The 23,646-nt window shown below is 42.4% G+C and carries 26 protein-coding genes; 16 read left to right on the forward strand and 10 right to left on the reverse strand.

What is annotated here, in order from left to right:
• Nucleotides 1–63: 63 nt before the first annotated feature.
• The 10 genes from hisIE to M8998_RS15630 form a co-directional block, all read right to left on the reverse strand.
• Nucleotides 64–654 (reverse strand): bifunctional phosphoribosyl-AMP cyclohydrolase/phosphoribosyl-ATP diphosphatase HisIE, encoded by a 591-nt coding sequence (gene hisIE / locus M8998_RS15585; RefSeq protein ID WP_249994506.1) that lies wholly within the window; start codon nt 652–654, stop codon nt 64–66.
• A gap of 17 nt (nt 655–671) precedes the next feature.
• The gene (gene hisF / locus M8998_RS15590) at nt 672–1,427 is read right to left on the reverse strand and encodes an imidazole glycerol phosphate synthase subunit HisF (RefSeq protein WP_249994507.1); all 756 of its coding nucleotides are present in this window, start codon (nt 1,425–1,427) and stop codon (nt 672–674) included.
• A gap of 1 nt (nt 1,428) precedes the next feature.
• Complete coding sequence (locus M8998_RS15595; protein WP_249994508.1) at nt 1,429–2,181, reverse strand: 1-(5-phosphoribosyl)-5-[(5-phosphoribosylamino)methylideneamino]imidazole-4-carboxamide isomerase; 753 nt, start codon at nt 2,179–2,181, stop codon at nt 1,429–1,431.
• A 110-nt stretch (nt 2,182–2,291) separates the two neighbouring features.
• Nucleotides 2,292–2,882, reverse strand: a complete 591-nt coding sequence (gene hisH / locus M8998_RS15600) for an imidazole glycerol phosphate synthase subunit HisH (protein WP_249994509.1) — start codon at nt 2,880–2,882, stop codon at nt 2,292–2,294.
• Nucleotides 2,883–2,911: 29 nt separating this feature from the next.
• Nucleotides 2,912–4,051 (reverse strand): bifunctional histidinol-phosphatase/imidazoleglycerol-phosphate dehydratase HisB, encoded by a 1,140-nt coding sequence (gene hisB, locus M8998_RS15605; protein ID WP_249994510.1) that lies wholly within the window; start codon nt 4,049–4,051, stop codon nt 2,912–2,914.
• Between the two features lie 6 nt (nt 4,052–4,057).
• The gene (hisC, locus tag M8998_RS15610; RefSeq protein WP_249994511.1) at nt 4,058–5,110 is read right to left on the reverse strand and encodes a histidinol-phosphate transaminase; all 1,053 of its coding nucleotides are present in this window, start codon (nt 5,108–5,110) and stop codon (nt 4,058–4,060) included.
• A 91-nt stretch (nt 5,111–5,201) separates the two neighbouring features.
• Entirely contained in the window at nt 5,202–6,122 is a 921-nt protein-coding gene (locus M8998_RS15615; RefSeq protein ID WP_249994512.1) for a ribonuclease Z, read from the reverse strand.
• Between the two features lies 1 nt (nt 6,123).
• Nucleotides 6,124–6,498: an STAS domain-containing protein gene (locus M8998_RS15620; protein ID WP_249994514.1), complete on the reverse strand. Its 375-nt coding sequence runs from the start codon at nt 6,496–6,498 to the stop codon at nt 6,124–6,126.
• A gap of 2 nt (nt 6,499–6,500) precedes the next feature.
• Nucleotides 6,501–7,463 (reverse strand): phosphoribosylaminoimidazolesuccinocarboxamide synthase, encoded by a 963-nt coding sequence (locus M8998_RS15625; RefSeq protein WP_249994517.1) that lies wholly within the window; start codon nt 7,461–7,463, stop codon nt 6,501–6,503.
• A gap of 86 nt (nt 7,464–7,549) precedes the next feature.
• A complete protein-coding gene (locus tag M8998_RS15630; protein WP_249994519.1) occupies nt 7,550–8,536 on the reverse strand; it encodes a PhoH family protein in 987 nt (328 codons plus the stop codon).
• A gap of 251 nt (nt 8,537–8,787) precedes the next feature.
• Here M8998_RS15630 and M8998_RS15635 point away from each other — a divergent pair, with 251 nt between their 5' ends.
• The 16 genes from M8998_RS15635 (at nt 8,788) to M8998_RS15710 (ending at nt 23,632) form a co-directional block, all read left to right on the forward strand.
• Nucleotides 8,788–9,576, forward strand: coding sequence for an SAM hydrolase/SAM-dependent halogenase family protein (locus tag M8998_RS15635; protein ID WP_249994520.1), 789 nt, complete (start codon nt 8,788–8,790; stop codon nt 9,574–9,576).
• 33 nt (nt 9,577–9,609) lie between these two features.
• Complete coding sequence (locus M8998_RS15640) at nt 9,610–10,176, forward strand: hypothetical protein (protein ID WP_249994521.1); 567 nt, start codon at nt 9,610–9,612, stop codon at nt 10,174–10,176.
• Between the two features lie 74 nt (nt 10,177–10,250).
• Nucleotides 10,251–12,086, forward strand: a complete 1,836-nt coding sequence (locus M8998_RS15645; protein WP_249994522.1) for an ABC transporter ATP-binding protein — start codon at nt 10,251–10,253, stop codon at nt 12,084–12,086.
• A gap of 99 nt (nt 12,087–12,185) precedes the next feature.
• Nucleotides 12,186–12,560 (forward strand): YtxH domain-containing protein, encoded by a 375-nt coding sequence (locus tag M8998_RS15650; RefSeq protein WP_249994523.1) that lies wholly within the window; start codon nt 12,186–12,188, stop codon nt 12,558–12,560.
• Nucleotides 12,561–12,615: 55 nt separating this feature from the next.
• Nucleotides 12,616–13,275: a heme exporter protein CcmB gene (locus tag M8998_RS15655; RefSeq protein ID WP_249994524.1), complete on the forward strand. Its 660-nt coding sequence runs from the start codon at nt 12,616–12,618 to the stop codon at nt 13,273–13,275.
• Between the two features lie 24 nt (nt 13,276–13,299).
• Nucleotides 13,300–13,977 (forward strand): cytochrome c biogenesis protein CcsA, encoded by a 678-nt coding sequence (gene ccsA, locus M8998_RS15660; RefSeq protein ID WP_249994525.1) that lies wholly within the window; start codon nt 13,300–13,302, stop codon nt 13,975–13,977.
• Nucleotides 13,978–13,982: 5 nt separating this feature from the next.
• On the forward strand, nt 13,983–14,186 hold the full coding sequence (locus M8998_RS15665) for a CcmD family protein (protein WP_249994526.1): 204 nt from the start codon (nt 13,983–13,985) through the stop codon (nt 14,184–14,186).
• 12 nt (nt 14,187–14,198) lie between these two features.
• The gene (locus M8998_RS15670; RefSeq protein WP_249994527.1) at nt 14,199–15,182 is read left to right on the forward strand and encodes a DUF6427 family protein; all 984 of its coding nucleotides are present in this window, start codon (nt 14,199–14,201) and stop codon (nt 15,180–15,182) included.
• A 141-nt stretch (nt 15,183–15,323) separates the two neighbouring features.
• A complete protein-coding gene (bamG, locus tag M8998_RS15675; RefSeq protein WP_249994529.1) occupies nt 15,324–16,640 on the forward strand; it encodes a BamG family beta-barrel-assembly machinery protein in 1,317 nt (438 codons plus the stop codon).
• Nucleotide 16,641: 1 nt separating this feature from the next.
• A complete protein-coding gene (lptC, locus tag M8998_RS15680) occupies nt 16,642–17,238 on the forward strand; it encodes an LPS export ABC transporter periplasmic protein LptC (protein ID WP_249994531.1) in 597 nt (198 codons plus the stop codon).
• A gap of 219 nt (nt 17,239–17,457) precedes the next feature.
• Nucleotides 17,458–19,551, forward strand: coding sequence for a peptidylprolyl isomerase (locus M8998_RS15685; RefSeq protein WP_249994533.1), 2,094 nt, complete (start codon nt 17,458–17,460; stop codon nt 19,549–19,551).
• 66 nt (nt 19,552–19,617) lie between these two features.
• Nucleotides 19,618–20,133: a DUF2480 family protein gene (locus M8998_RS15690; RefSeq protein WP_249994535.1), complete on the forward strand. Its 516-nt coding sequence runs from the start codon at nt 19,618–19,620 to the stop codon at nt 20,131–20,133.
• Between the two features lie 31 nt (nt 20,134–20,164).
• Complete coding sequence (locus M8998_RS15695; protein WP_249994537.1) at nt 20,165–20,953, forward strand: DUF3108 domain-containing protein; 789 nt, start codon at nt 20,165–20,167, stop codon at nt 20,951–20,953.
• A gap of 7 nt (nt 20,954–20,960) precedes the next feature.
• Nucleotides 20,961–21,527 carry a DUF3109 family protein gene (locus M8998_RS15700; RefSeq protein ID WP_249994540.1) on the forward strand — a complete coding sequence of 189 codons (567 nt, stop codon included), beginning with the start codon at nt 20,961–20,963 and terminating at the stop codon, nt 21,525–21,527.
• Between the two features lie 66 nt (nt 21,528–21,593).
• Nucleotides 21,594–22,565, forward strand: a complete 972-nt coding sequence (locus tag M8998_RS15705; RefSeq protein WP_249994542.1) for a polyprenyl synthetase family protein — start codon at nt 21,594–21,596, stop codon at nt 22,563–22,565.
• 2 nt (nt 22,566–22,567) lie between these two features.
• The gene (locus M8998_RS15710) at nt 22,568–23,632 is read left to right on the forward strand and encodes a TerC family protein (RefSeq protein WP_249994552.1); all 1,065 of its coding nucleotides are present in this window, start codon (nt 22,568–22,570) and stop codon (nt 23,630–23,632) included.
• Nucleotides 23,633–23,646 lie beyond the last annotated feature (14 nt).

Consider the following 23,646-nt stretch of genomic DNA (forward strand, 5'->3'; position numbering starts at 1 on the left):
GGAATCGTGGCGCAGGTTTTCACCATGCGCCGCCGAAAAAAGAATATTATGCACTAATACCGATTATTGATGGCGCGTAGCAAGGTTTGCAGCAATCTCTCGCAACCCTAAACCCTTTTCCTTCAAAAGCAAAATAAGGTGAAACATTAAGTCCGATGATTCATTGATAAAGTCGTGTTCCGTCTCTGCTAAAGCGGCAATTACCGTTTCCACCGCTTCTTCTCCAACTTTCTGAGCAATCTTATTCAATCCTTTCTGACGTAGACTGTTCACATACGATCCTTCGGAAGGCATATCTATTCGTTGCTGGATCACCCGTTCCAATTCAAATAGGAAGTTTTGGTTATGATCAGTATTAAAGCAACTCCGGCTACCGGTATGGCAGGTAGGACCGAGCGGTAGCGCTTTGATCAAAATGGTATCCTGATCACAATCTATATGTAGATCTTTTACTTCTAAATAATGACCACTTTCTTCACCCTTTGTCCAAAGACGTTGTTTACTGCGGGAATAGAATGTAACGCGGCGCTCTTTTTGGGTTTTCTCCAAAGCCTCGTCATTCATATACCCCAACATCAATACCTCCAACGTTTGTGCATCTTGCACAATCACTGGAACCAAACCATCTCCTTTTGAAAAATCTACCTTATGCATAACCCGATATCCGATTTTTATCTTCTTACCACAATGTGGTTGTTTTTTAGTGTCTCTTTTAAGTCTGGAATCAATATTTCTCCGTAGTGAAATACCGATGCCGCCAAAGCAGCGTCTACTCCGCTGTCTTTAAATACATCTACAAAATGTTGCTCAGTCCCGGCGCCGCCCGATGCAATTAATGGAATATTAATCGCTGCATTAATCTTCGACAGCAAAGATACGTCGAATCCATTTTTTGTGCCATCATGATCCATGGAAGTTAATAAAATCTCTCCTGCTCCGCGACTTTCTGCTTCCTTGATCCAATCTTCCGTAATAATATCAGTCAATTCGCGCCCCCCGCGCAAGTGTACGAAGTTCTGTGTGGCCACGAAACGCGTATCCACCGCAACAACCACAAATTGGCTACCGAAAGATTTAGCCAATTCGTCTATCAAGGTTGGATTTCTGACCGCAGCAGAATTGATGGATATTTTATCAGCACCCGCTGCCAATAAAGCATCAGCATCTTTCAACTCATTAATCCCCCCACCAATCGTAAAAGGAATATTGACCTGCCTGGCGACAGATTTCACTAAATCAATCGTTGTTTTACGGCCTTCGTGTGTGGCGGTAATATCAAGAAATACCAATTCATCTGCTCCCTGCTGTGAATATTGCCAGGCCAACTCGACCGGATCTCCGGCGTCGCGCAGGTCTACAAAGTTAACGCCTTTGACCGTGCGCCCGTCTTTCACGTCCAGACAGGGAATGATCCGCTTTGCTAACATACTAGAATTTGATCAACGCTTTTAAGTTCCAATCTTTGATCTCATCAATAGAGATACGATTTTCGTAAATGGCTTTTCCAACGACCACCGATTCAATCTGTTCCAAATCTTGTAACGCTTGTATATCCGCCATGGAGCTGATTCCGCCCGAGGCGATCAACTTAATAATCGGGGAATGATCCAATAGCTTCTTGTATAATTCTACACCAGCTCCACCCAACTTGCCATCTTTACTAATATCAGTACACAAAAAGCGGTAAAAGCCTAAAGAAAGACACTTATCAATGTACTCAATTAATTTGATCGGCGAACTTTCCAACCAACCCGAGTACTTAATCACTTCGTCCAGTACATCAATAGCGACCACAATGTGATCCGCATATTTCACACGCCCTTCGTTCAATGCACTAAGCTCTTCCAGAAAAGTTGGATTCGTAATTGCCTGCGTACCTACGATAACGCGATATACGCCCGCATCTACCAATTCTTTGACCTTATCAATACTACGTACACCTCCGCCATATTGCACCTTCATGTCCGTTTTTTTCAATACCTCAAATAGATATTGCTGATTCGAGAAATCGCCTTTTGCACCATTCAAGTCAATGATATGTACGATCTCAGTACCATTAGCATGATAGTTAGCAATCTGTTCTTCTAGCGAGATCTCATAATGAGTAACATCATCATAGTTTCCTTCGCGAAGGCGAACTACTTTTTTGTCTAAAACGTCAATAGCGGGTATGATATACATAGTAAAATCAATCAATATTAAAAATCAGTTTATTGTGTAAAAATAGTGAATAATCAGTAACGGTGTACGCAAAGCTCCGAATCATCAGAAAACATGCGCAATAAGGTTATTTAAAGGTTTGCAAAGTTCACCAGCAGTTGCTCGCCAGCGGAACCAGATTTCTCCGGATGAAACTGTACCCCATAGAAATTATCTTTATGAATGCTCGCCGAGAAGTCGACACCATAATTTGTAGATGCCGCCGTATACTCCTGTTGAAACTCAATAAAAAAAGAATGTACAAAGTAGAAATACGATGCATCTGGTATATCGTCAAACAGACGGCAATCTTGACAAATCTGTATGGTATTCCACCCCATATGCGGTACTTTCCCAGTGATGCGCTGCTGAAAGTGCAGGGTTTGAATCGGAAATATGCCCAGCATATCTGCGGCACCTTCTTCCGAAAAACTGGTGAGCAGCTGCATGCCGACACAAATCCCCAATACCGGTTTGGTGAGCAAAAGAATGGCCTCCGCCAATCCAGAATCACGCAACTTCTGCATAGCAGCACCCGCGTGACCTACGCCTGGAATGATGATCCGCTCGTATTTATCAAAATCAGCGGGTTCATTGATCATGCCATAGGGCAGATTGCACCGCACTAATGCGGCTGTCAATGAAAATATATTTCCTGCTCCGTAATTTACAATTCCAATCATGATAGGTTGCTCATTTGCTTTGGTAATGATTACAACAAGCCTTTTGTACTCGGCAGTTGCATATTATCTGCGTCGCGTCGTACCGCCTTTTTTATCGATTTGGCAAATGCCTTAAAAATAGCCTCGATCTTATGGTGCTCATTATCGCCTTCGGCTTTGATATTGAGGTTCGTGCGAGCAGCATCGCTAAATGATTTGAAGAAGTGAAAAAACATTTCTGTTGGCATATCACCAATCTTCTCTCGCTTAAATTCCGCATCCCACACGATCCAGCTTCGACCTCCGAAATCAAGGGCCACCTGCGCCAGACAATCATCCATTGGCAACGTAAACGCATAACGCTCTATGCCGCGCTTGTCACCCAAAACCTGTGCAAAGATTTCGCCTAAAGCGATCCCGGTATCTTCTATGGTATGATGTTCATCGATATGTAGATCTCCTTTGGCACGGATGGTTAAATCCAAGGCACCATGCCGAGCGATCTGATCGAGCATATGATCAAAAAATGGTAAACCCGTATCAATATCCGACTTTCCACTACCATCAAGATTTATTGCAATGTATATATCGGTCTCATTCGTCTTTCTTTGATGAGAGGCCGTGCGTGTGCCCAATTTCAGAAACTCGTAAATATCCTTCCAGTTGGTTGTTTCCAGCGCAACCGTGTCTGCCGATATTTCTACCTTTTCTGCTTGACCAAGCGCCGTATTTCCTCCTAGCCAGATCGCCTTGGCACCCAGATTTTGCGCAAGCTTAACATCATTCACACGATCGCCGATGACAAATGAATCTGCCAAGTTGTAGTTTTCGGTATTGAAATATTCTCCCAACAAACCAACTCCTGGCTTACGCGTAATCGCATTTTCGTGCGGAAATGTGCGGTCGATATGTTCGCGAGCAAACACCACGTCTTCGCCGGCAAATGTTTCCATCACGAATTGATGCACCGGCCAAAATTGATCTTCCGGATGAGAATCTGTGCCTAATCCATCTTGGTTGGTGACCAAGACGAGTTCAAAGTCCAATTCCTGGGCAATTTTCGGCAAATACTGCAGTGCTCCTGGGTAAAATTTCAACTTCGAAAACGAATCAATCTGTTCGTCTTCCGGCTCCAGTATCAAGGTGCCGTCACGGTCGATAAATAAGACTCGCTTCAATAAATCTGACATATCGTATTAGGTATAGAATTCTTTAATTTGGGATAGCAACGTTTGATTTTCTGCGGGTGTACCAACGGTCATCCGCAGGGCACCTTCACATAAAGTAACGCTAGATCTGTCGCGCACAATGATGCCTTTACTCACCAAATAGTTGTACAAAGCACGTGCCTGTTGAAGACGCACCAATACAAAATTAGCATCTGATGGCGTGATATGCTCTACCTGAGGAATGAGCTGTAACTGCTCTACCAATAAGGTACGCTCGCCAACCGTTTCCCTAATCCATTCATTCACCGTATCAATACGCTCCAATGCTTCGAGCGCGTAGCTCTGTGTTGCTTGGTTAATATTATAAGGTGGTTTTATTTTATTAAAAACCTGAATGATCTCTTGGCTGGCGAAAGCCATCCCCAGGCGTAATGCTGCTAATCCCCAGGCTTTAGAGAGCGTTTGCAAAATCACTAGATTCGGAAACTCGTGTAAGCTCGGTAAGAAGGAACTTTGCTTTGAATAATTAATATATGCTTCGTCCAATACCACAATACCGTCGAAGTTTACCAGAATCGTTTCAATATCCTGTCTTCGAATACTATTGCCCGTCGGGTTATTTGGCGAGCAGATAAAAATCATTTTGGTATGCGCGTCTATCGCTGCCGCGATGGCATCAATATCGAGTTGATAATCGGTCGTAAGATTCACTTTACGTATTGCTACATCGTTGATATGAGCAGATACCTCGTACATCCCATAGGTGGGCGGTAGCAAAATGATATTATCTAATCCTGGCCGACAGAACGCTCTAAACAATAGATCTATTGCTTCGTCGGATCCATTTCCTAAGAATATCTGGTCTACAGCAACGCCTTTAATACCGGACAATTTCTGTTTTACAGCCAGCTGTAATGGATCGGGATAGCGGTTGAATGGCTGGCTAAGCGGAGAACCGAAAGCATTTTCGTTGGCATCCAGCATAACACTGCCTTCTCCATCAAACTCATCTCTAGCGGAGGAGTAAGGATGAAGATTTTTTATGTTTTCCCTTAAAAGAAGGTCTAATTTAAATGACATTACTAATTAAATAGTGGAAAAATTATGATGTTGTAAATATGAGGAAAATATCATGAATTACGTGAACTATTTTGGCAGAAGCACGACTTGTTTAGACGACATCGTACCACTTTCCTTCAACAGAAAGTTCGCTTTGTGGGAATGCCGAACGCGCTTCATCCAACAGCAAGGTCAGCTCCTTCGTTTTGTACCTAGCCGAATAATGTCCCAATAGCAAATGCCCGACAGCAGCTTCGGCAGCGATCTCCCCTGCTTCCAGCGAGGTGGTATGGAAGGTTTCGACAGCACGATCCTTCATTTCATGTAGAAACGTGGACTCGTGGTACAAGAGGTTGGCTCCATGGATAGCCGGAAGGTAATCAGGAATGCGAACCGTATCCGAGCAATACGCATAACTTCTGGGCACTGGTGCCGGAGTAGTTAGTTCATTAGAAGGATACACCTGTCCGTCTCTATCAGTAAAATCTAAACCCCATTTAATGCCATTCAGCAAGGCTGGAGGTATCTCTAGTTTGGCTACTTTTTCCATATTCAATTTGGCCGGACGCACTCCTTCCTGAAAGCGAAAGCCCGTACAGGCGATACGATGACGTAATGGAAATGATTCTACGCGTAGCAACTTAGATTCAAAGATAACTTCCGTTTCGTCCGGATTCGTGGGATGAAAAATAAGATTGTAGCGTAGCTCCGTTTCGGAATATTTAAAGTTCAACGCCAAGATTTCTTGTAATGGCGCTGGCCCATACAAATGCAGGTCGCTTTTACGCCCCATCAAGTGCATAGAAGAGACCAAGCCGACTAGGCCAAGGTAATGATCGCCGTGCAGGTGACTGATGAAGATATGATTAATCCGGTTACTTTTGATCCCATAACGGGTGAGCTGGATCTGCGTGCCTTCACCACAGTCGATGAGATACAATTGTTCATTGTGATTGACGACCTGCGATGTGGGATGCCGCTCATAAATAGGCGTGGCGGAGCTATTACCTAGAACAAGAACAGAAAAGCGCATATTAATTATCGCCCCTCAACTCTAAGCGAATCTCATTGCCGAAGATCATATCTTTTGCCTTCTCTACATCTTTAGCTGTTTTAAAATAGGATTCCATACCAACCGTCTTCATAAAACCGGATACGTTTTGATGAATGTTGACCAGGATAAAGAGACCACCCATAGCTTTGCACAAGCGTCGAGCCAGCAAGCCAACACGGATACCATCTTCATCCACCGATTCCACCCGGTTAAGATCCAGGATAATATTTCTTTGCCCTCCGGTATTACGCAGCATAAATTCGCCTTTCAGTTTACCGGCCACTTCTCCATTCAAACAGGAAGCATGCGGTTCAATAACCACAAAACGTTCCCCTTTTTCCACCGTGAATTTCATACCTATCCTTCTTTTGTGGCAAAGATCTCTGTCAATGCCTGATCTACATTTTTCTGTATGCGTTCGTTGACTTCTCCCGCTTCTGGGTAAACGAATCCTTCGCCCGTAATGTGCTCGTATAATTCAATATAGCGTGCTGAGATCGAAGAAACCACTTCATCGGTCATCTCCGGTATCTGCTGACCGTCCTTACCTTGAAAACCATTATCCATCAACCATTGTCTTACAAATTCTTTGGAAAGCTGTTTTTGAGCACTTCCGGTAGATTGACGGTCGTCATAGCCTTCTGCATAAAAATAACGGGAGGAATCTGGTGTGTGTATCTCATCGATCAAATAGATCTGATCTTCTTTCTTACCAAATTCGTATTTCGTATCTACCAGAATAAGGCCGCGTTCGCGGGCAATTTCTGTACCTCTTTGAAATAATGCTCTGGTATATTTTTCCAATTGTGTGTAATCTTCTTCGCTTACAATACCGTTCGCAAGGATAGCTTCTCTGGAAATATCTTCATCATGCCCCACCGCAGCTTTAGTCGTTGGCGTAATGATGGGTTCAGGTAATTTATCGTTCTCGCGAAGACCTTCTGGCAGCGTAACACCACACAGCAATCTGCCTCCATCACGGTAAGTACGCCAGGCATGCCCCGATAGGTAACCACGAATTACCATTTCTACTTTGAAAGGCTCGCATGCATGCCCAATGGTAACACTGGGATCCGGTGTGCTTAATACCCAATTGGGCAAAATATCGGCCGTAGCCGCCAAAAACTTAGCAGCAATTTGATTTAAAACTTGTCCTTTATGAGGAATGGGCCTGGGTAGCACCACGTCGAATGCAGAAATGCGATCCGAAGCAATCATCACCAAATAATGATGATCGATCGTATATACATCGCGTACCTTGCCTCTGTAAAAAGCAGTTTGTTTATTAAATTTAAAGTTCGTTTCGTTTATTGCATTCATTCTCAAAGCGGTTTTTTGACTTGACCCCCACGTCGGGTAGACGATGGAGGGACTAAAGTACGAAGTTTTCAGGAAAAGGTGGTGCCTTAAGAAGGTTTGATATCCCCGTAAGCCTCTAAAATCCTTTTAACCAACTTATGTCGCACCACATCTGATCCGGTGAGATGCACAATATCAATTCCCTCGATGTTGTCCAACAAATTAATGGCTGTTGCTAATCCCGACTGCGTTTTCTTCGGCAGGTCGATCTGCGTTAAATCTCCCGTAACGATGAACTTCGCCGTAGGCCCCATCCGCGTCAAAAACATTTTCAGCTGCATATCGGTCGCATTCTGTGCCTCATCAAGGATCACAAAACAGTTATCTAACGTACGGCCACGCATAAATGCCAAAGGCGCCACTTCGATCGTTCTATTTTCTAGATAGCCCTTGAGTTTTTCCACCGGGATCATGTCATCTAACGCATCATAAAGCGGTCTTAAGTACGGATCCACCTTTTCTTTCAAATCGCCGGGCAGGAAGCCCAAGTTCTCACCTGCTTCTACCGCTGGTCGCGTGAGGATGATCCTTTTAATTTCTTTATTGCGCAATGCACGTACGGCTAAGGCTACCGCAGTATAGGTTTTACCTGTTCCGGCAGGGCCGACAGCAAACAGGATGTCATTTTTAATAATGCTATCTACCATACGCCGCTGATTTGGCGTACGAGCACGCACGATGATACCATTGGTACCATACACAATGGGTTCGCCACGCGAAAAGGTTGGATCTGTAATAGCAGCCACCTCTTTGGAAGCGTTGCTAAGAATAGGTGCTGGCACCACATCGCTTACAATACTCTCCAGATCTAGCGCAGAAAGATTCTGCAAGCGCTGTACATGCTCCAGGACTTTTTCGAAGGTCTGACCAAATAAAACCTGCTCCTTCTCCTCGCCCAGCACCTTCAGCTCATCACCTCTGGCGATCAACCGCACTTTCGGAAACACTTTTTTCAAAAATTCGTAATTCTCGTTTTGGGCACCCCAAAGCGTTACAAGATTGACTTCTTCCAGCCGAATAACTAATTCACTCAATTTTATCCTTCCTTACGGTAAAAAAATTAACTTATACTCCTGTGTACTAAAATAACATTCTTCAATCTACTTTGCATCATATCGCATTTTTATTTTTTTAAACAAGGCCTGTGCAAAGATTTAGTTCTGTGCACTACGCATGGCCGTAGATTTTGTTACTTTTGTAGCTTAGCAATTGACTAAGGCTAATGGAGTATTGCTATCTACCGAAGTGAAAAAGGGACAGGATAGAAAGCTTTCACGTTTTGCATATGGGCGTAATTACTTTAACGACAGATTTAGGACACCGGGATTTCTATCAGGCCGCACTGAAAGGAAGTATTATCTCCTTATTGCCTGATGTAAGGTTGGTAGACATTACGCATGAAATCCCCTCGTTTAACATACAGCATGCTGCTTTTGTAATCAATAATGCCTATCGTTACTTTCCGCCAGAGACCGTCCATCTTATTGGCATAGACACCGTTTTTCTGGAAGGATCCCGTTACATTGCCATGAAATTTAGAGGTCATTATTTTGTGGGCGCTGATAATGGTATTTTCGGAATCATTCTTGGCGAAGAAAAGGCCGACGAGGTAGTCGAGATCAATATCATGCAAGATCTCCGGTATTTACATTTCCCCTTGGCGGATATATTGACCAAGGCGGCTTGTCATATTGCCAGCGGCGGTTCGCTTCAGGAAATCGGTTTACGCATTGATACGCCCGTATTGAAAGGCACATTACAACCTGTATACACCACAGATAACATCAAAGGGCACGTGAGCTATATCGACTCTTTTGGAAATGTCATTAGCAACATTAGTAAAGATCTATTCAACCGGGTGCAGGCAGGCAGAAGATTTACTTTGCGCTTTAAACGCAACGAAACAATCGATCAATTGTGTTGGCATTATAACGAGGTGTCTGAAGGAGAGAAACTCTGTCTCTTCGGCATCAGTAACTTTTTGGAAATCGCGATCAACAAGGGCAATGCCAGTAATTTGCTTGGTCTGCATCAAGATGAAAGTATACTCGTAGAGTTTTCTAATAAAATATAAGGCAGATTCTTCACCTCATAATAAACTTAATTCATGTCGACAATAAATAAAACCTGGGTTTTTAAGGTGATTATAGTAATCACCTGTTTGCTGTGCACCGCATCATCCATTAGTTTTGCTCAAGTAAAAAGCACAGTAGATTCACTATCCTACGAAACGCAGAGACAGAAAGTAAACAACCTTCTGGAACAACGACGACAGAAGTTTGGTGAATTTGACCAATCGGTGCTCAAAAAATCGGGCGTATTTGGCATCTTCAAGACGAAGCGGGATATGCAGCAATCCATTGATATATTGAAGGCTGTCGTGATCAATGACAATCACATTTTCCTGGAAACACAAAAACTGCTGAGTCTAAAAGATTTTGAAAAGGCTCATTATCAGAAACTGGCCGATGAGTACGACACACAGTCATCTGCCTACATGCGTACGATTACCAAGCTACAAACGGAAAACGAAAAATTGCGCGGCCAGGTCGATAGCTTGGATGAGGAAGAACATCAGGGTAATGTGTGGCTATACCTTTGCCTAATCGTCATTGTGGGCTTGGCAAGCTATGTTGTTTACCTCCATAGGCGTAATTCTCTCTCCAAAAATTGACGAAACTCTGATAGGCACAAATTGATATATGGTTAACTTTGTATGTTCCCAAAATTTAGGGATAGTAGATTGACATGGCGAGACAACGATTGAATAGCGGCAACAGTAACGGGGAAGATCTACCTAAGCCGAAATTGAATTTAGACGTAATGAAGAAGGGGTATCAAATATTTAAATATATACTTCCTTACCGTTCGAAATTTATTTGGGGCATGGTGTTCCTGATCCTTTCCAGCTTAACCATGCTGACTTTTCCTGCTTTACTTGGTGCGATGATTGATGCCGCTCAAGGTAAACAAACTTATTCTTGGCTTACTGCAAGTATCGTGCAGATTGGCCTTATCTCTATGTCTATCCTCTTTTTTCAGTCCTTTATCTCTTTTTTTCGCATCCGCCTATTTGTAGAAGTTTCCGAGAAGGCATTAGCTACTATTCGCCAAGAAGTATACCATAAGCTAATCGCATTACCGATGGATTTCTTTGCCAACCGTCGTGTAGGCGAGTTGAATAGTCGGATATCATCCGATCTTTCCCAGATTCAGGATACCATGACCACCACCTTGGCTGAGCTAATGCGACAAACGATTAGTTTGGCATTTGGCGTTGCGCTACTCATATTTGTATCTCCCAAATTGGCGCTGATGAATCTGGCGATATTACCTATCATCGTATTGACCGGCTTGATCTTCGGACGGTTTATTCGTAAAATATCTAAAGAAACACAAGACAAGCTTGCCGACTCTAATGCTATCGTGCAGGAAACTTTGTCTGGCATTTCTAACGTAAAAGCATTTGTTAACGAGTACCGGGAAACTACACGTTACGCCGACAAGCTCTGTGAGGTGGTAAATCTGGCTGTACGTGGAGCAACCTTTCGTGGGGTATTTGCTTCATTTATCATTTTTTGCGTTTTTGGAGCAGTAATCGTTGTCATTTGGTATGGCGCCACCCTTGTTTCGCAAGGGGAAATTACGGTCGGTGATCTCACTACATACATCTTGTATTCTATGTTTGTCGCGGGTTCAATGGGAAGCTTCCCAGAATTGTATGCCAACTTACAGAGAGCCATTGGCGCAAGCGAACGGGTATTAGAGATATTGACCGAGAAGCAGGAGAAATTGGATATTTCTGCTCGCAATAGAACTATTACTAAAGTTATTCGGGGCGATGTTACTTTCAACGACGTAGGATTTTCTTATCCGACCCGCCCAGACATACAAACTTTGAAGAGCATTTCGTTTCATGTGAGTGCTGGGCAGAAGCTTGCCATTGTGGGGCCGAGCGGAACGGGCAAGTCTACAATCGCCTCTTTAATATTGCAGTTCTACGAACCTAACCTCGGCACTATTTCTTACGATGGCGTGCCTGCAGAAGATTTTTCACTAACAGACATACGTAATCAAGTAGCCATCGTACCGCAGGATGTACTCCTATTTGGCGGTAGTATTGCAGAGAACATTGGCTACGGAAAGCTGGAAGCAAGCTTAGATCATATTGTTAATGCCGCTAAGAGAGCGAACGCACACGATTTTATCATGAGCTTTCCAGAAGGATACCAAACTATGGTTGGGGAGCGGGGAGTCAAGTTATCTGGCGGTCAGCGTCAGCGCATTGCGATTGCACGAGCGCTATTAAAAGATCCAGCTATCCTGATTTTGGATGAGGCGACATCCTCATTAGATTCTGAATCCGAAAGATTGGTGCAGCTCGCTTTAGAGGAATTGATGCGCGATCGTACTTCCATTATCATTGCCCATCGCTTATCGACGATTCGGGATGCAGACACCATTCTGGTCGTGGAAAACGGCGTCGTTTCCGAATCTGGTAGTCATCAGGATTTAATGGCTAAGTGTAACGGGCTCTACCACCATCTGTATTCGTTACAATCGCTGGATGTGGTAACAGGTTAAAATTTGTTAATTTCACTTTTACGCAAACCTTTTGGAATAACCCTTGTTTGAAAACTAATAAGAAACAACAGATTTTTAGACAATTAAAAGGTAGAAAGCATGAAAAATAAGAACGGATTAGTAGCCTTTGCACTTTTAGGATTAGCGGTAGGAACAGCAGCATATTATCTATTGGGCACAGAGGATGGCAAAAAGCAGTTAGACTGTGCAAACAAAGGACTGAAGGATCTAACTCGGTCAGTAAAAGATTTATCTAAAAAAGAGGCTAAACGCGCTCGCGAATTCGCGAAAACAGCTAAAGAAGATTTAGATGAATTAAGAAGCAAAGCAAAAGATGCAGGTAAAAACGCAATCGACAAAGCTGCGGTAAAAGCAAATGAGTGGGCAGAGAAAGCTTCTCAAGCAGCTGGTAACGCGAAAGACGTTTCTAGTGAATACGCTTCCAAAGCGAAGTCAGAATTGGACAAAGCGTAACATTTTACCTTCCAGATAGTCCTGTCCACTATAATCCTTACTATCTTTGCATAGTATGAATTTATTGGAGCAGGTAAAAGTTTTGGTAATAAAAGATATTTTGCTAGAGTGGCGCTCTAAATCCGCCATAAACAGCATCTTATTATATGTCGTATCCACAGTATTTGTATGCTATCAAGCATTCAAATCTGTGGATACGCTTGTTTGGAATGCACTGTTCTGGATTATCTTGTTATTTGCATCCATCACAGCAATATCCCGAGGCTTTACACAAGAAACTCAGCATCGTTATCTTTATTATTATAGCTTGGTAAACCCGAAAGCACTAGTGCTTTCAAAAATTGTCTATAATGCTATTCTGATGAGTTTAATTGCCGGAGCAGCATTCATCGTATATGGTACCATTTTTAGAAACCCAATCGAAGACCTTTTATTGTACTTCGCTGCAGTAGCTCTGGGTGCTATCAGCTTTTCTTCTGTATTTACAATGGTCTCCGGAATAAGTGCCAAGACAGGGAGTAACACAACCATTATGGCTATCCTGAGCTTCCCGGTAATTATTCCACTATTAATCGTACTCATTAAGCTTTCCCTACATGCTATTCAAGGCGTAGAGCGAGCATCAAGCTACAATGAACTACTGGTTTTGATCGCAATTAATGTAATTACGATTGCTATATCTTTATTGTTATTTCCTTACCTTTGGCGGGATTAAAAGTCTTGTTTTCTTAAAAACGATATGCGAAAAACCTGGTGGAAAATACTAGCCGTAATAATGGTTGGCGGCTCAGTCGTAGCGGGATTATTAGGCCCGGTTCCGGAACTCCCTATACTCAATGAAACCATTCGCAATGTGTACTTCCACGTACCGATGTGGTTTGCCATGATTATACTTTATCTAATTTCTGTTATCTATAGTATCAAGTACTTGGGCTCCTCTAACAGAAGGCATGATCTTATCGCAGTGGAAGCTGTGAACACCGGAATACTTTTTTGTGGATTGGGGTTGCTCACCGGTATGCTGTGGGGATATATTACTTGGGGAGATCCCTGGCCAAACGACCCTAAACTGAATGGCTCTGCGATCGCTACGCTCATGTATCTAGCCTATTTAGTGTTGAGAAATGCGCTGGAGGAAGAACAAAAACGTGCAAAAATATCTGCTATCTATAATATATTTGCCTTTCCGGTAATGATTGTATTGATCTATATCTTACCTAAGCTAACAGACTCTTTGCATCCGGGAAGTGGTGGCAATTCTACCATAGGAAGCTTGGATATGGATAATTATATGCGACCGGTATTTTACACAGCGGCGATTGGCTGGATATTGATTGGCGTCTGGATTGGTACCCTGCGATACAGAATCCGTCTGATTACGGAACAGGAAGAAACTATTGAAAATTCACACGCTTAGCACTCATGAAAAAACAAATTACACTTATACTGGGAATGATATTTTCCTTAATGCAAGTGATAGCACAACCGGTAGAAATGGCTACTACGCTCCGTTCTGAGGGAAAAATCTATGTCGTAATAGCCGTTATGTTGATTATCTTTATTGGAGTGGCTGCTTACCTTTTCTCGTTAGACCGTCGCGTAGCTAAGCTAGAGAAAAGAAAATAAGTCCTTTTACGAATGATCATCTCCCAACACCGCAACTTATCCGCACTAAATATACTTTTGGTATCGGTTGTTGGACTCATTTTGTGCTTGGGTGTTTTTTTGCAATTGCCCAAAAAGCTTGAACCCGTTCTTTTTGAGCCTGCCCTTCACAATCTTATTGGATTTCAAATTGGGGATCGCCTGCCTCCTTACCTCAATGTGTTGACTACATTAATCTTAACTCTTTTTCAGGCATTCCAACTAAACCGTGTAATCAACTATTACAATTTTTTAGGAAAACCGAGCTTTCTAACCGCTTTGATGTTTATGACTTTAGTCAGCTTGTTTTTGCCCTTCTTGGTTTTATCTCCGACCTTGATATGCAACTTTCTGACGATTTGGATGCTATCCAAATTGTTTAAGATTTATAAGTTAAGCAACATCAGAGGGCGCATGTTTGACCTAGGCATCATCGTGGCGCTAGGCAGTTTAATATACTTCCCGTTTACCATCATGTTATTGCTATTGTGGGCAAGCCTATTAATATTCAGGCCATTTGACTGGCGAGAATGGATCACCCCACTACTGGGATTTATTACAGTATATTTCTTACTTGGTGTTATCTATTATTGGAATTATCGCACGGATGAATTCCTCCAGATTTTCTCTCCTTTCACGACCCCTTTCAGCGTAAGCATACACGTCGATTATTATGATCTCATCGCTCTGGCACCTGTTGTGATTGCCATGTTACTTTTTATGGGTGTACTAAAGGATCAGTACTTTAAAAGTGTGGTACACGTGCGAAAGTCCTTCAAACTGTTGTTCTATATGCTATTGCTGATCTTAGTATCTTTTTATTTAGATGCTGGCATTACGATCAACCATTTCTTGCTATGTGTCCCGCCACTTTCGATCTATCTAGCTTATTACTTTACACATGCGAAAAACAAATGGATTTACGAATCGGTGTATTTGTTAATGATTATTGGAATCATTTGTTCTCAATTCTTATAAGGCTTTGAAATAGAATCGTTTAACCTTTTTTAACAAGATAATCAGGTGAATGCGTTAAAATTTAAATAGTTTTGTACCAAAATTTCACCTGAAAAAATTCTGAATCCTGGTGGATACCGAGAACACTTAATATTACACGCGTTGAAAAATAGATTACTAAGGGTTGCTTTTTCCATTTTGTTTTGTGGCGGATTACTATGTCTCAGCGAAACAACTGTTCAGGCACAAACCACCACCTCCCACTCCCCTTATTCCCAATTCGGTTTAGGTCAGATGCGAGAAGATTTAACGCCTCAACAACGTTCTATGGGTGGCATCGCCTCCGGGTTACGTTATCTGGGTGGTATGCCTACATTAAATGTTTCCAATCCTGCTTCTTATTCCGCCATGAATCGCGTCATTTTCGATGGTAGTATGTATGGTAATTTCACGCAACTGAGTAAAGGAACAACTTCAGACAACACGGCCGATTTTGCGTTTGGACATATTACATTTGGTGTACCATTGAAAAAAGCCGGTGGCTTATCTTTCGGTTTGCTCCCTTTTTCAGACGTGGGTTATAATGCGTACGAAGATCAGAATCTCGGCGATCTCCGCTACCGTAAAAGTATCGCTGGCGAAGGCGGCTTGAATAAAGCGTACATCGGATATGGTGTAAACCTTCCAATAAAAGGATTGAGCGTTGGTGCCAATGCAGGCTATTTGTTTGGAAACCTGACGGATAGATCGACGGTAGAGTTCCCTAATAATGCGGATATTTATAATACTATCCAAACAAACAACCGCTACGTACGCGGATTTTTATTGGATTACGGTATGCAATATTTCCGCTCATTGGGCAATCGTATGAGCATGACAATCGGTTACTCTGGGTCATTGAACAATCAGGTAAGTAATGAAACCACCTTGATGGGTACCATTACCCCTGGTGGTGGAAGCGCACTGGATGCCGTTGCATTGGATACTATTATTAGTCCAGTGAGTTTTGGACAACGCCTTAATCTACCACTAAAGCATAATATCGGTATCACCGTGTCCAAAGGATATAACTGGACTGTTGGTGCGGATTTTAAATATGCCGATTGGTCTTACATGCAGCCACGTGAAGGGCAGGCTCCTTTAGGCAAAAATATTGGTGTGGCTATTGGTGGGCAATTTAAACCGGATGCTACATCACCAAAATACCTGAATATCGTAGATTATCGTCTCGGTTTCCGATATAACCAAACGGAGGTAACTTTAAATAATCGACGAATTAATGATATGGCAGTTTCTGCTGGTTTTGGTATTCCATTAGCCCAAAAAAGCTTTGGCCGTACTTTCTCCATGTTGAATATCACAGGAGAATTCGGACAACGCGGCACGCTGCAAAACAATCTAGTTCGTGAACGCTATATCACCATTCACTTAGGCTTTACCATCAACGATACTTGGTTTGTCCGAGGTAGTATAGATTAACATGATGCGGCCACATACATGGCATAAATCGCTAGTCCTATCGGGATTGTTGTTTGGACTGATATCCTTCAGTGCCTGTGAGAACGATATGCGAGATATTGATCGCATCGCTTCCATTCCAGAAGAGGAAGCCGTGGATATATCATCAAATGTAGCGGTTACCTATAGTGATTCAGCGAAGGTAAAAGCAGTAATGACTGCTCCGGAGATGCGAGTCTATCACGACAGCACGGATAATTCAGAATTTAAAAAGGGTGTGGAGATCATCTTCTATGATGAGAATCTTCGGGAGACACAACGTATAAAATCCAATTATGCCCTGCTCAGACAGAGCGAGCAGCTCACTGAATTTAGGGACAATGTAGTGGTGACCAAAGCGGACGGATCTGTCATCAAGACCGAAGAGCTTTTCTACGACGAGAAAAATCAACGCTATTACAATACCGTACCTATTATTTTCTTTTTCAGCGATGAGCGAGGGAATCAAGCGGCGACATCCTTTAGTGCAGACGCCAACTTTACCCGGATAGATATGGTATCTCCTACTGGGTATTATATCTCGCGAGATAACAGCCTCTTCCCTTCCACCGGATTTTAGAATTAATAGAAACTATAGAGCTGTAGTTTTCATTCGGCAGGCAAGCTATTATATCACAGTATAGCATATTACATTAATCTGCCTTTAGGCTGAAACAAAATGTTTTATGACCCGACTGATTTTTTAATAAAAATTGTATCTTGCGCCTTGTTTTAAGAAACGTAGATAAAACAGATAAATCAAGCAATTAACAACATCAAATAGATAGATATGGGATTAATGAGCTATTTACGAAGCCGTGCTGGCTTAGTGATATTCGTTATTGGATTAGCAATTGTAGCATTCTTGTTAGGTGACGTAATCAACTACGGTACGCCATTTTGGATGAAAAGCCAAAACGAGGTGGGTAGCGTAAATGGAGAAGGTGTAGATTACCAAACCTTTAACGTACAGGTAGATCAAGCAGTAGCTGGCTTTCAGCAGCAAATGGGCGGAGGCAGTTCTCCGCAGATGCGTAGTTATGCCGTACAGCAAGTATGGAATCAGTATGTTTCTGAAGAGTTACTAAAACAAGAAATTGAGAAAATTGGAATCACTGTTGGAAGAGATGAATTGAATAGCTTGGTATTTGGCGAAAACCCTTCCTTACAAATCTTACAGCAGTTCACTAATCCACAAACGGGTCAGTTTGACAAAAATCAGGTGGCGATGGTAAGTAATGAGGCCAAAACGAATCCTGAGCTAGCAGCTCAATGGGAGGCATTGTTGGAAAGCATTCGTGCACAGCGCTTGAACGAGAAATACTCGAATCTACTATCTAATAGTACTTATACAACCGCTTTAGAAGCGGAGCAGGAGCATAGTTCTCGTAATAAAATTGCCAACTTTAAGTATGTGATGTTGGATTATGCTTCGGTAAAAGATTCTGAAATCAAATTATCGGACAGCGATTACAAAGAGTACTACGACAAAAGAAAGAAATCATTTAGAAACACAGAAGAGGTGCGCTCTCTGGAATACATCACATTCGATGCTAGACCTACGGCTGCGGACACTGCTATGATTGTTTCTGAGATCAACCAGTTAAAATCAGACTTGCAAAACTCCACCACGGAAGAGCAGTTTGTAGCAAGCACATCAGAAACAAAATATCCTGTTCGTTATTACAGCCGCAACCAATTAAATCCAGCTTTGGACTCTGTCGTCTTCAATGTTCCTAGCGGTACAACGGTGGGGCCTTTCCTAAGCGGTGGTATGTACGAAGTTGCTAAAGTATTGGACACTAAATTTAGTCCAGACTCGGTAGAGGCAAGTCATATCTTGTTGAATCCTGTCGCAGAAGGTGGTGTAGAACAAGCAAAAGCGAAAGCAGACTCCATTAAGCAATTGATACAACGTGGCGAGAGCATAGCAGGACTGGCTGTAGAATTCAGTGTAGATGAAGGCAGTAAAGTAAACGGAGGTAGCTTAGGCACCTTCACACGTGGCCGCATGGTACCAGCATTTGAGGATGCAGCATTCGGCGGCAAAGTTGGCGATGTCGTTGTTGTAGAGTCTGATTTTGGCGTTCACGTAATTAAAATTGAGAAACAAGTTGGCAACTCTAAAATTGTAAAGGCAGCGATTATTGATAAACCAATCATAGCAGGCCGTGCTACTCAAGATGCGGCCTACTCCAAAGCCAATGCATTCTACTCTGAAGCAGATAAGAAAAACTTCAGAGAGATCGCTAGCAAACAGGGATTGAATGTAGAAACTTCTTCGCGCACCTTGGCGATGGACGGCAGTCTAAATGGAACCGAAGTGCCACGCGAATTGCTTCGTTGGGCTTTCGGCGCAAAGAAAGATGAAATCTCCGATAAAGTATACGAGTCTGAAAGTCATTATATTGTAGCCCGTGTAACTGGCATTCAAGAAAAAGGTATTCAGCCACTAGAAACCGTAAAAGGCGAAATTGAACCTGCTGTTCGTAATATGGTGAAAGCAAGAATGTTGAAAGAGAAATTGAACAATGCGATTAGCGGTTCATCATCTATCGAGCAAATTTCACAAAAAGTAGGCAAAAATGTACAGACGGTAGAAAATGTGGTATTTGCTAACCCAGTTATCCCAGGTATAGCTTTAGAGAATGCCGTAGTAGGTACGGTGTTCGGGTTACAACCGAACAAGCCTTCTACAGCGATCGAAGGCAATCAAGGCGTATACGCAGTACAAGTGATTGGCTTCGTGAATCCTAAAGCATTGTCTGGAGAAGATTTGATTAAGCAACAACGTCAGATGATGACGACCAATACGCAGCGTGCTTGGGGCGGTATCTTCAGAGCGCTACAAGACAACGCTAAGATTGATGACAATCGCATTAGATTCTATTAGGATATAATAACTAGATTTGTAGCCGGACATATATGTTATATGTCCGGCTTTTTTATTTTTAAGGCTATGGAGATACAAGAAACTATCGTAAATAAGGTCGCACAAAGCGGTTTGATGACCGTGGATCTTGCACACTTTGCCCCTCAAGAGGAAATTGTAATCTACGACATCAAAGACAACCTGTTTCATGGGCTGATCTTGAAAGAAAAGGATTTCCGGGATTTCATTAAGACCAATGACTGGTCGACATATACTGATAAGCATGTGGGCATTATCTGTTCTACAGATGCTATCGTACCTACCTGGGCATACATGTTACTGTCCAGCAAATTAACGCCTATTGCGGCATCGGTTCATTTCGGAGATGCGGAAATCGTTCGCGGAAATCTATTTCGCGATACCCTTGAGCACTTGGATTATGCCCGTTTTGCCGATCAACGGGTAGTGGTAAAAGGTTGTGGAGATATTCCTATTCCTACCGAAGCCTTTGTAACTTTTACCGGAAAGCTCACACAAACCGCTAAAAGCGTGATGTATGGTGAACCCTGTTCTACTGTACCCGTTTTTAAACGAAAACCTTAAACTATACCGCTTCATGCAGGTCTAAAACGCTATGAGAAGAACGTTAGCCACATTTATTTTAACCTGCTTGATGGCCACGCTATCCATCGCTCAGCATCTACCCTACCTTTCTGAACCAACTTTTAAAGGTGGTGAAAAACTCCGTTACAAGTTAAAATACGGATTCTTGAATGCCGCTTCAGCCTATTTGCAGGTGAGTGATTCGAACCTCAAATTTGGCCCGGACCCTACCTTTCGATTATTTGCCAGTGGTGAAACTTCAGGTGCATTTTCTCTATATACTGTTAAAAACAAATACGAGTCTTACATCAATAAAAAAACATTGATGCCCTACCTGTACGTTGAAAACATTCAGGAAGGTAGCTACCGAAGAGAAGAGTACGCTTCCTTCGACCATAAAAACAAAACGGTAACCGGGAAGAAAGGAACCTTCAAAAGTAATCAGCCTCAATTTTTCGACCTTGTATCGGCGTATTATTTCGCACGAAATCTCGACTTTTCCAACCTGAAAAAAGGCGATAAATTCAATATTAACTACTTCCTCAGTGATGAGATTTCTCAATTGAGCGTGGAGTATGTTGGTATAGAGAAAGTGAAAACAGCGCTCGGCATGCTGGAATGTATTAAGCTAAGTCCAGAGATATCCCCAGGTCGTATTTTCAAAAAGGATAGTAAACTGTATCTTTGGGTCACTAATGACGGAAACAGAATCCCAGTGAAAGCACACGTGGAAATTCTGATCGGTTCAGTGACGTTAGAATTGGTGAGTGCCGAAGGATTAAAATACAAATTGGGACAGCGCGCCAGCTATTCAAAATAATAAGACCATGATTGAAGTAGGTAGTGTCCTCGTAAATGAAGATGTGATCAACAATGACTTCGTTTGCAATCTGAACAAATGCAAAGGAATCTGTTGTGTGGAAGGTGATTCGGGCGCGCCCCTGCTAGCCCGCGAAATAGATATACTGAAAGAGATTTATCCGAAGGTAAAACCTTACATGACTGAAAAGGGCATTGAGGCAGTAGAACAACAAGGCACACACGTCGTTGACGTAGATGGAGATTTAACCACTACTTGTGTAGATGGAAATAAGGAGTGTGCCTATGTAATGTGGGAAAATGGCATGACCAAATGTGCTATTGAGAAAGCAAATGAGGATGGTGTAGTAGACTGGAAAAAACCCGTTTCCTGCCACTTGTATCCAATCCGCACCACGCACTACCCTTCTTTCGACGTGTTAAATTACGACCGATGGTCGATCTGCAGCGATGCATGCACTTTCGGCAAAGAGTTGGGCGTACCGGTATACAAATTCTTGAAAGATCCGCTCATTCGGGTGTACGGCGAAGCATGGTATGAAGAGTTAGAAAATGCAGTTAATTCTAACGCATAATTTTTAGTATTTTTACCTCCAATTAGCAACCGTTAGACAATTTTTATTCGGTTTTAGAACCTATTCATGCTTACACTTGACGTAATACAAGAACCCATTTCTGAACATCTCAAACGCTTCGAAAAAACATTCAAAGCATCCATGCAAAGTTCGGTACCATTGTTGGATCGGGTTACACAATATATCCTGAAAAGGAAAGGAAAACAAATGCGGCCTATGTTCGTTTTTCTATCTGCAGGACTCACAGGTAGTATTACAGAATCGACTTACAGAGGAGCATCTTTGGTAGAACTATTGCATACCGCTTCTCTGGTACACGATGATGTCGTTGACAACGCCTATGAACGCAGAGGATTTTTTTCTGTGAATGCACTTTGGAAAAACAAGGTTGCCGTATTGGTCGGCGACTTTTTACTATCTAAAGGAATGTCCCTGTCGGTTAAGCATGATGAGCTCAATTTGCTCAAGATTATGTCTGATGCCGTAGAGGAGATGAGTGAAGGTGAGTTACTCCAAATCGAGAAAGCGCGCAAACTGGACATTAAAGAGCCGATTTACTTTGAAATTATTCGAAAAAAGACGGCCTCTCTGATTGCATCCTGTTGTGCCTGCGGAGCATCTTCTACAGACGCTTCTGAAGAGACCATCAAAAGATTGCATTTGTTTGGTGAGAAGGTTGGCATTGCCTTTCAGATAAAAGATGATCTTTTTGATTTTGGAATAGACGATGTGGGTAAGCCGGTCGGCAATGATGTGCGAGAGAAGAAAATGACGCTTCCGCTGATCTTAGCTTTACAGGGTGCAGATCAGAAAGAAAAACGCCGCATCATTAACTTAGTAAAAAACCACAATGAAGACCGTGAGAAGATTGCGGAGGTGGTCCAATTTGTGCGGAGCAGTAACGGGTTGGAGATGGCTACCGAGCGTATGCTACAGTATCAACAAGAAGCGTTTGATATTTTGGCAGAATTTCCAGATAGCGTCTACAAAACGGGGCTGGAGCAATTAGTGCGATACACGACAGAACGTAACAAATAAATATGAGCCACGAATTGCTATTTTTTGGAGGATTTATACTTTTTATTATCCTCATGTTAGCCATAGATCTAGGTTTATTCGCGAAGGACAACAAACCGATCAGCCTGCAATCTGCTACCATCATGAGTTTGGTATGGATCACATTCGCTTTGGGTTTTGGCCTCATTCTCTATTTCTGGGGGCACGAGCTACATAGTATTACTGACTTTGCTTCGCTAAAAGAGGTCATTAATCGACACTCGCATAATATCGAAGTGATCGAGAATAACTTCGATCAGAGTATTGCATTATACAATCGCAACCTGAGTTTAGAGTACTTAACAGGCTATGTGGTGGAGTATGCACTTTCCGTAGATAATATCTTCGTGATGGTGCTCTTATTTTCTTCTTTCGGCATTCCGGAAAAATATTACCACAAGATCTTAGTTTGGGGTATTATCGGCGCTATTCTTTTACGCTGTATATTTATTTTTATTGGCGCAGCACTTATTGCCAAATTTGGATGGATACTATACCTCTTTGGTGCATTCTTGGTTTACACAGGAATCATGATGTACATCAAGCGGAACGAAGAGGAAGAAGTGGATCCTAAAAGCCATCCGGTGGTGAAATTCGCTTCCAAATACTTTAAAGTCACTCACGAAACGGAAAGCGGCAATTTCTTCGACATCAAAAATGGGGTACGGTATATGACTCCATTGTTCTTAGTATTGCTTGTAATCGAATTTACGGATTTGATCTTTGCTGTAGACTCCATTCCTGCGATTTTTTCGGTAACGCAAGATCCGTACATCGTGTTCTTTTCGAACATATTCGCTGTATTAGGATTACGTTCTATGTTTTTCCTGTTGGTCAATATCATTCACAAGTTTCATTACCTCAAAGTGGGATTGGCTTTCCTATTGGTTTTTATCGGTGTAAAGATGTTGCTACACGACTGGCTGCATAGTTGGGGATTCGAAACGATTCATTCCTTAATCGTCATTATAGGTATTCTAGCTGTCAGCATTATAGCTTCATTAGTATTTCCGAAAAAAGTCGAAGGCAATCCGATGAGCAGGCCATAAAACAGGTTTATAGT

The organism is Sphingobacterium sp. lm-10 (assembly GCF_023554555.1).
GTDB lineage: Bacteria > Bacteroidota > Bacteroidia > Sphingobacteriales > Sphingobacteriaceae > Sphingobacterium.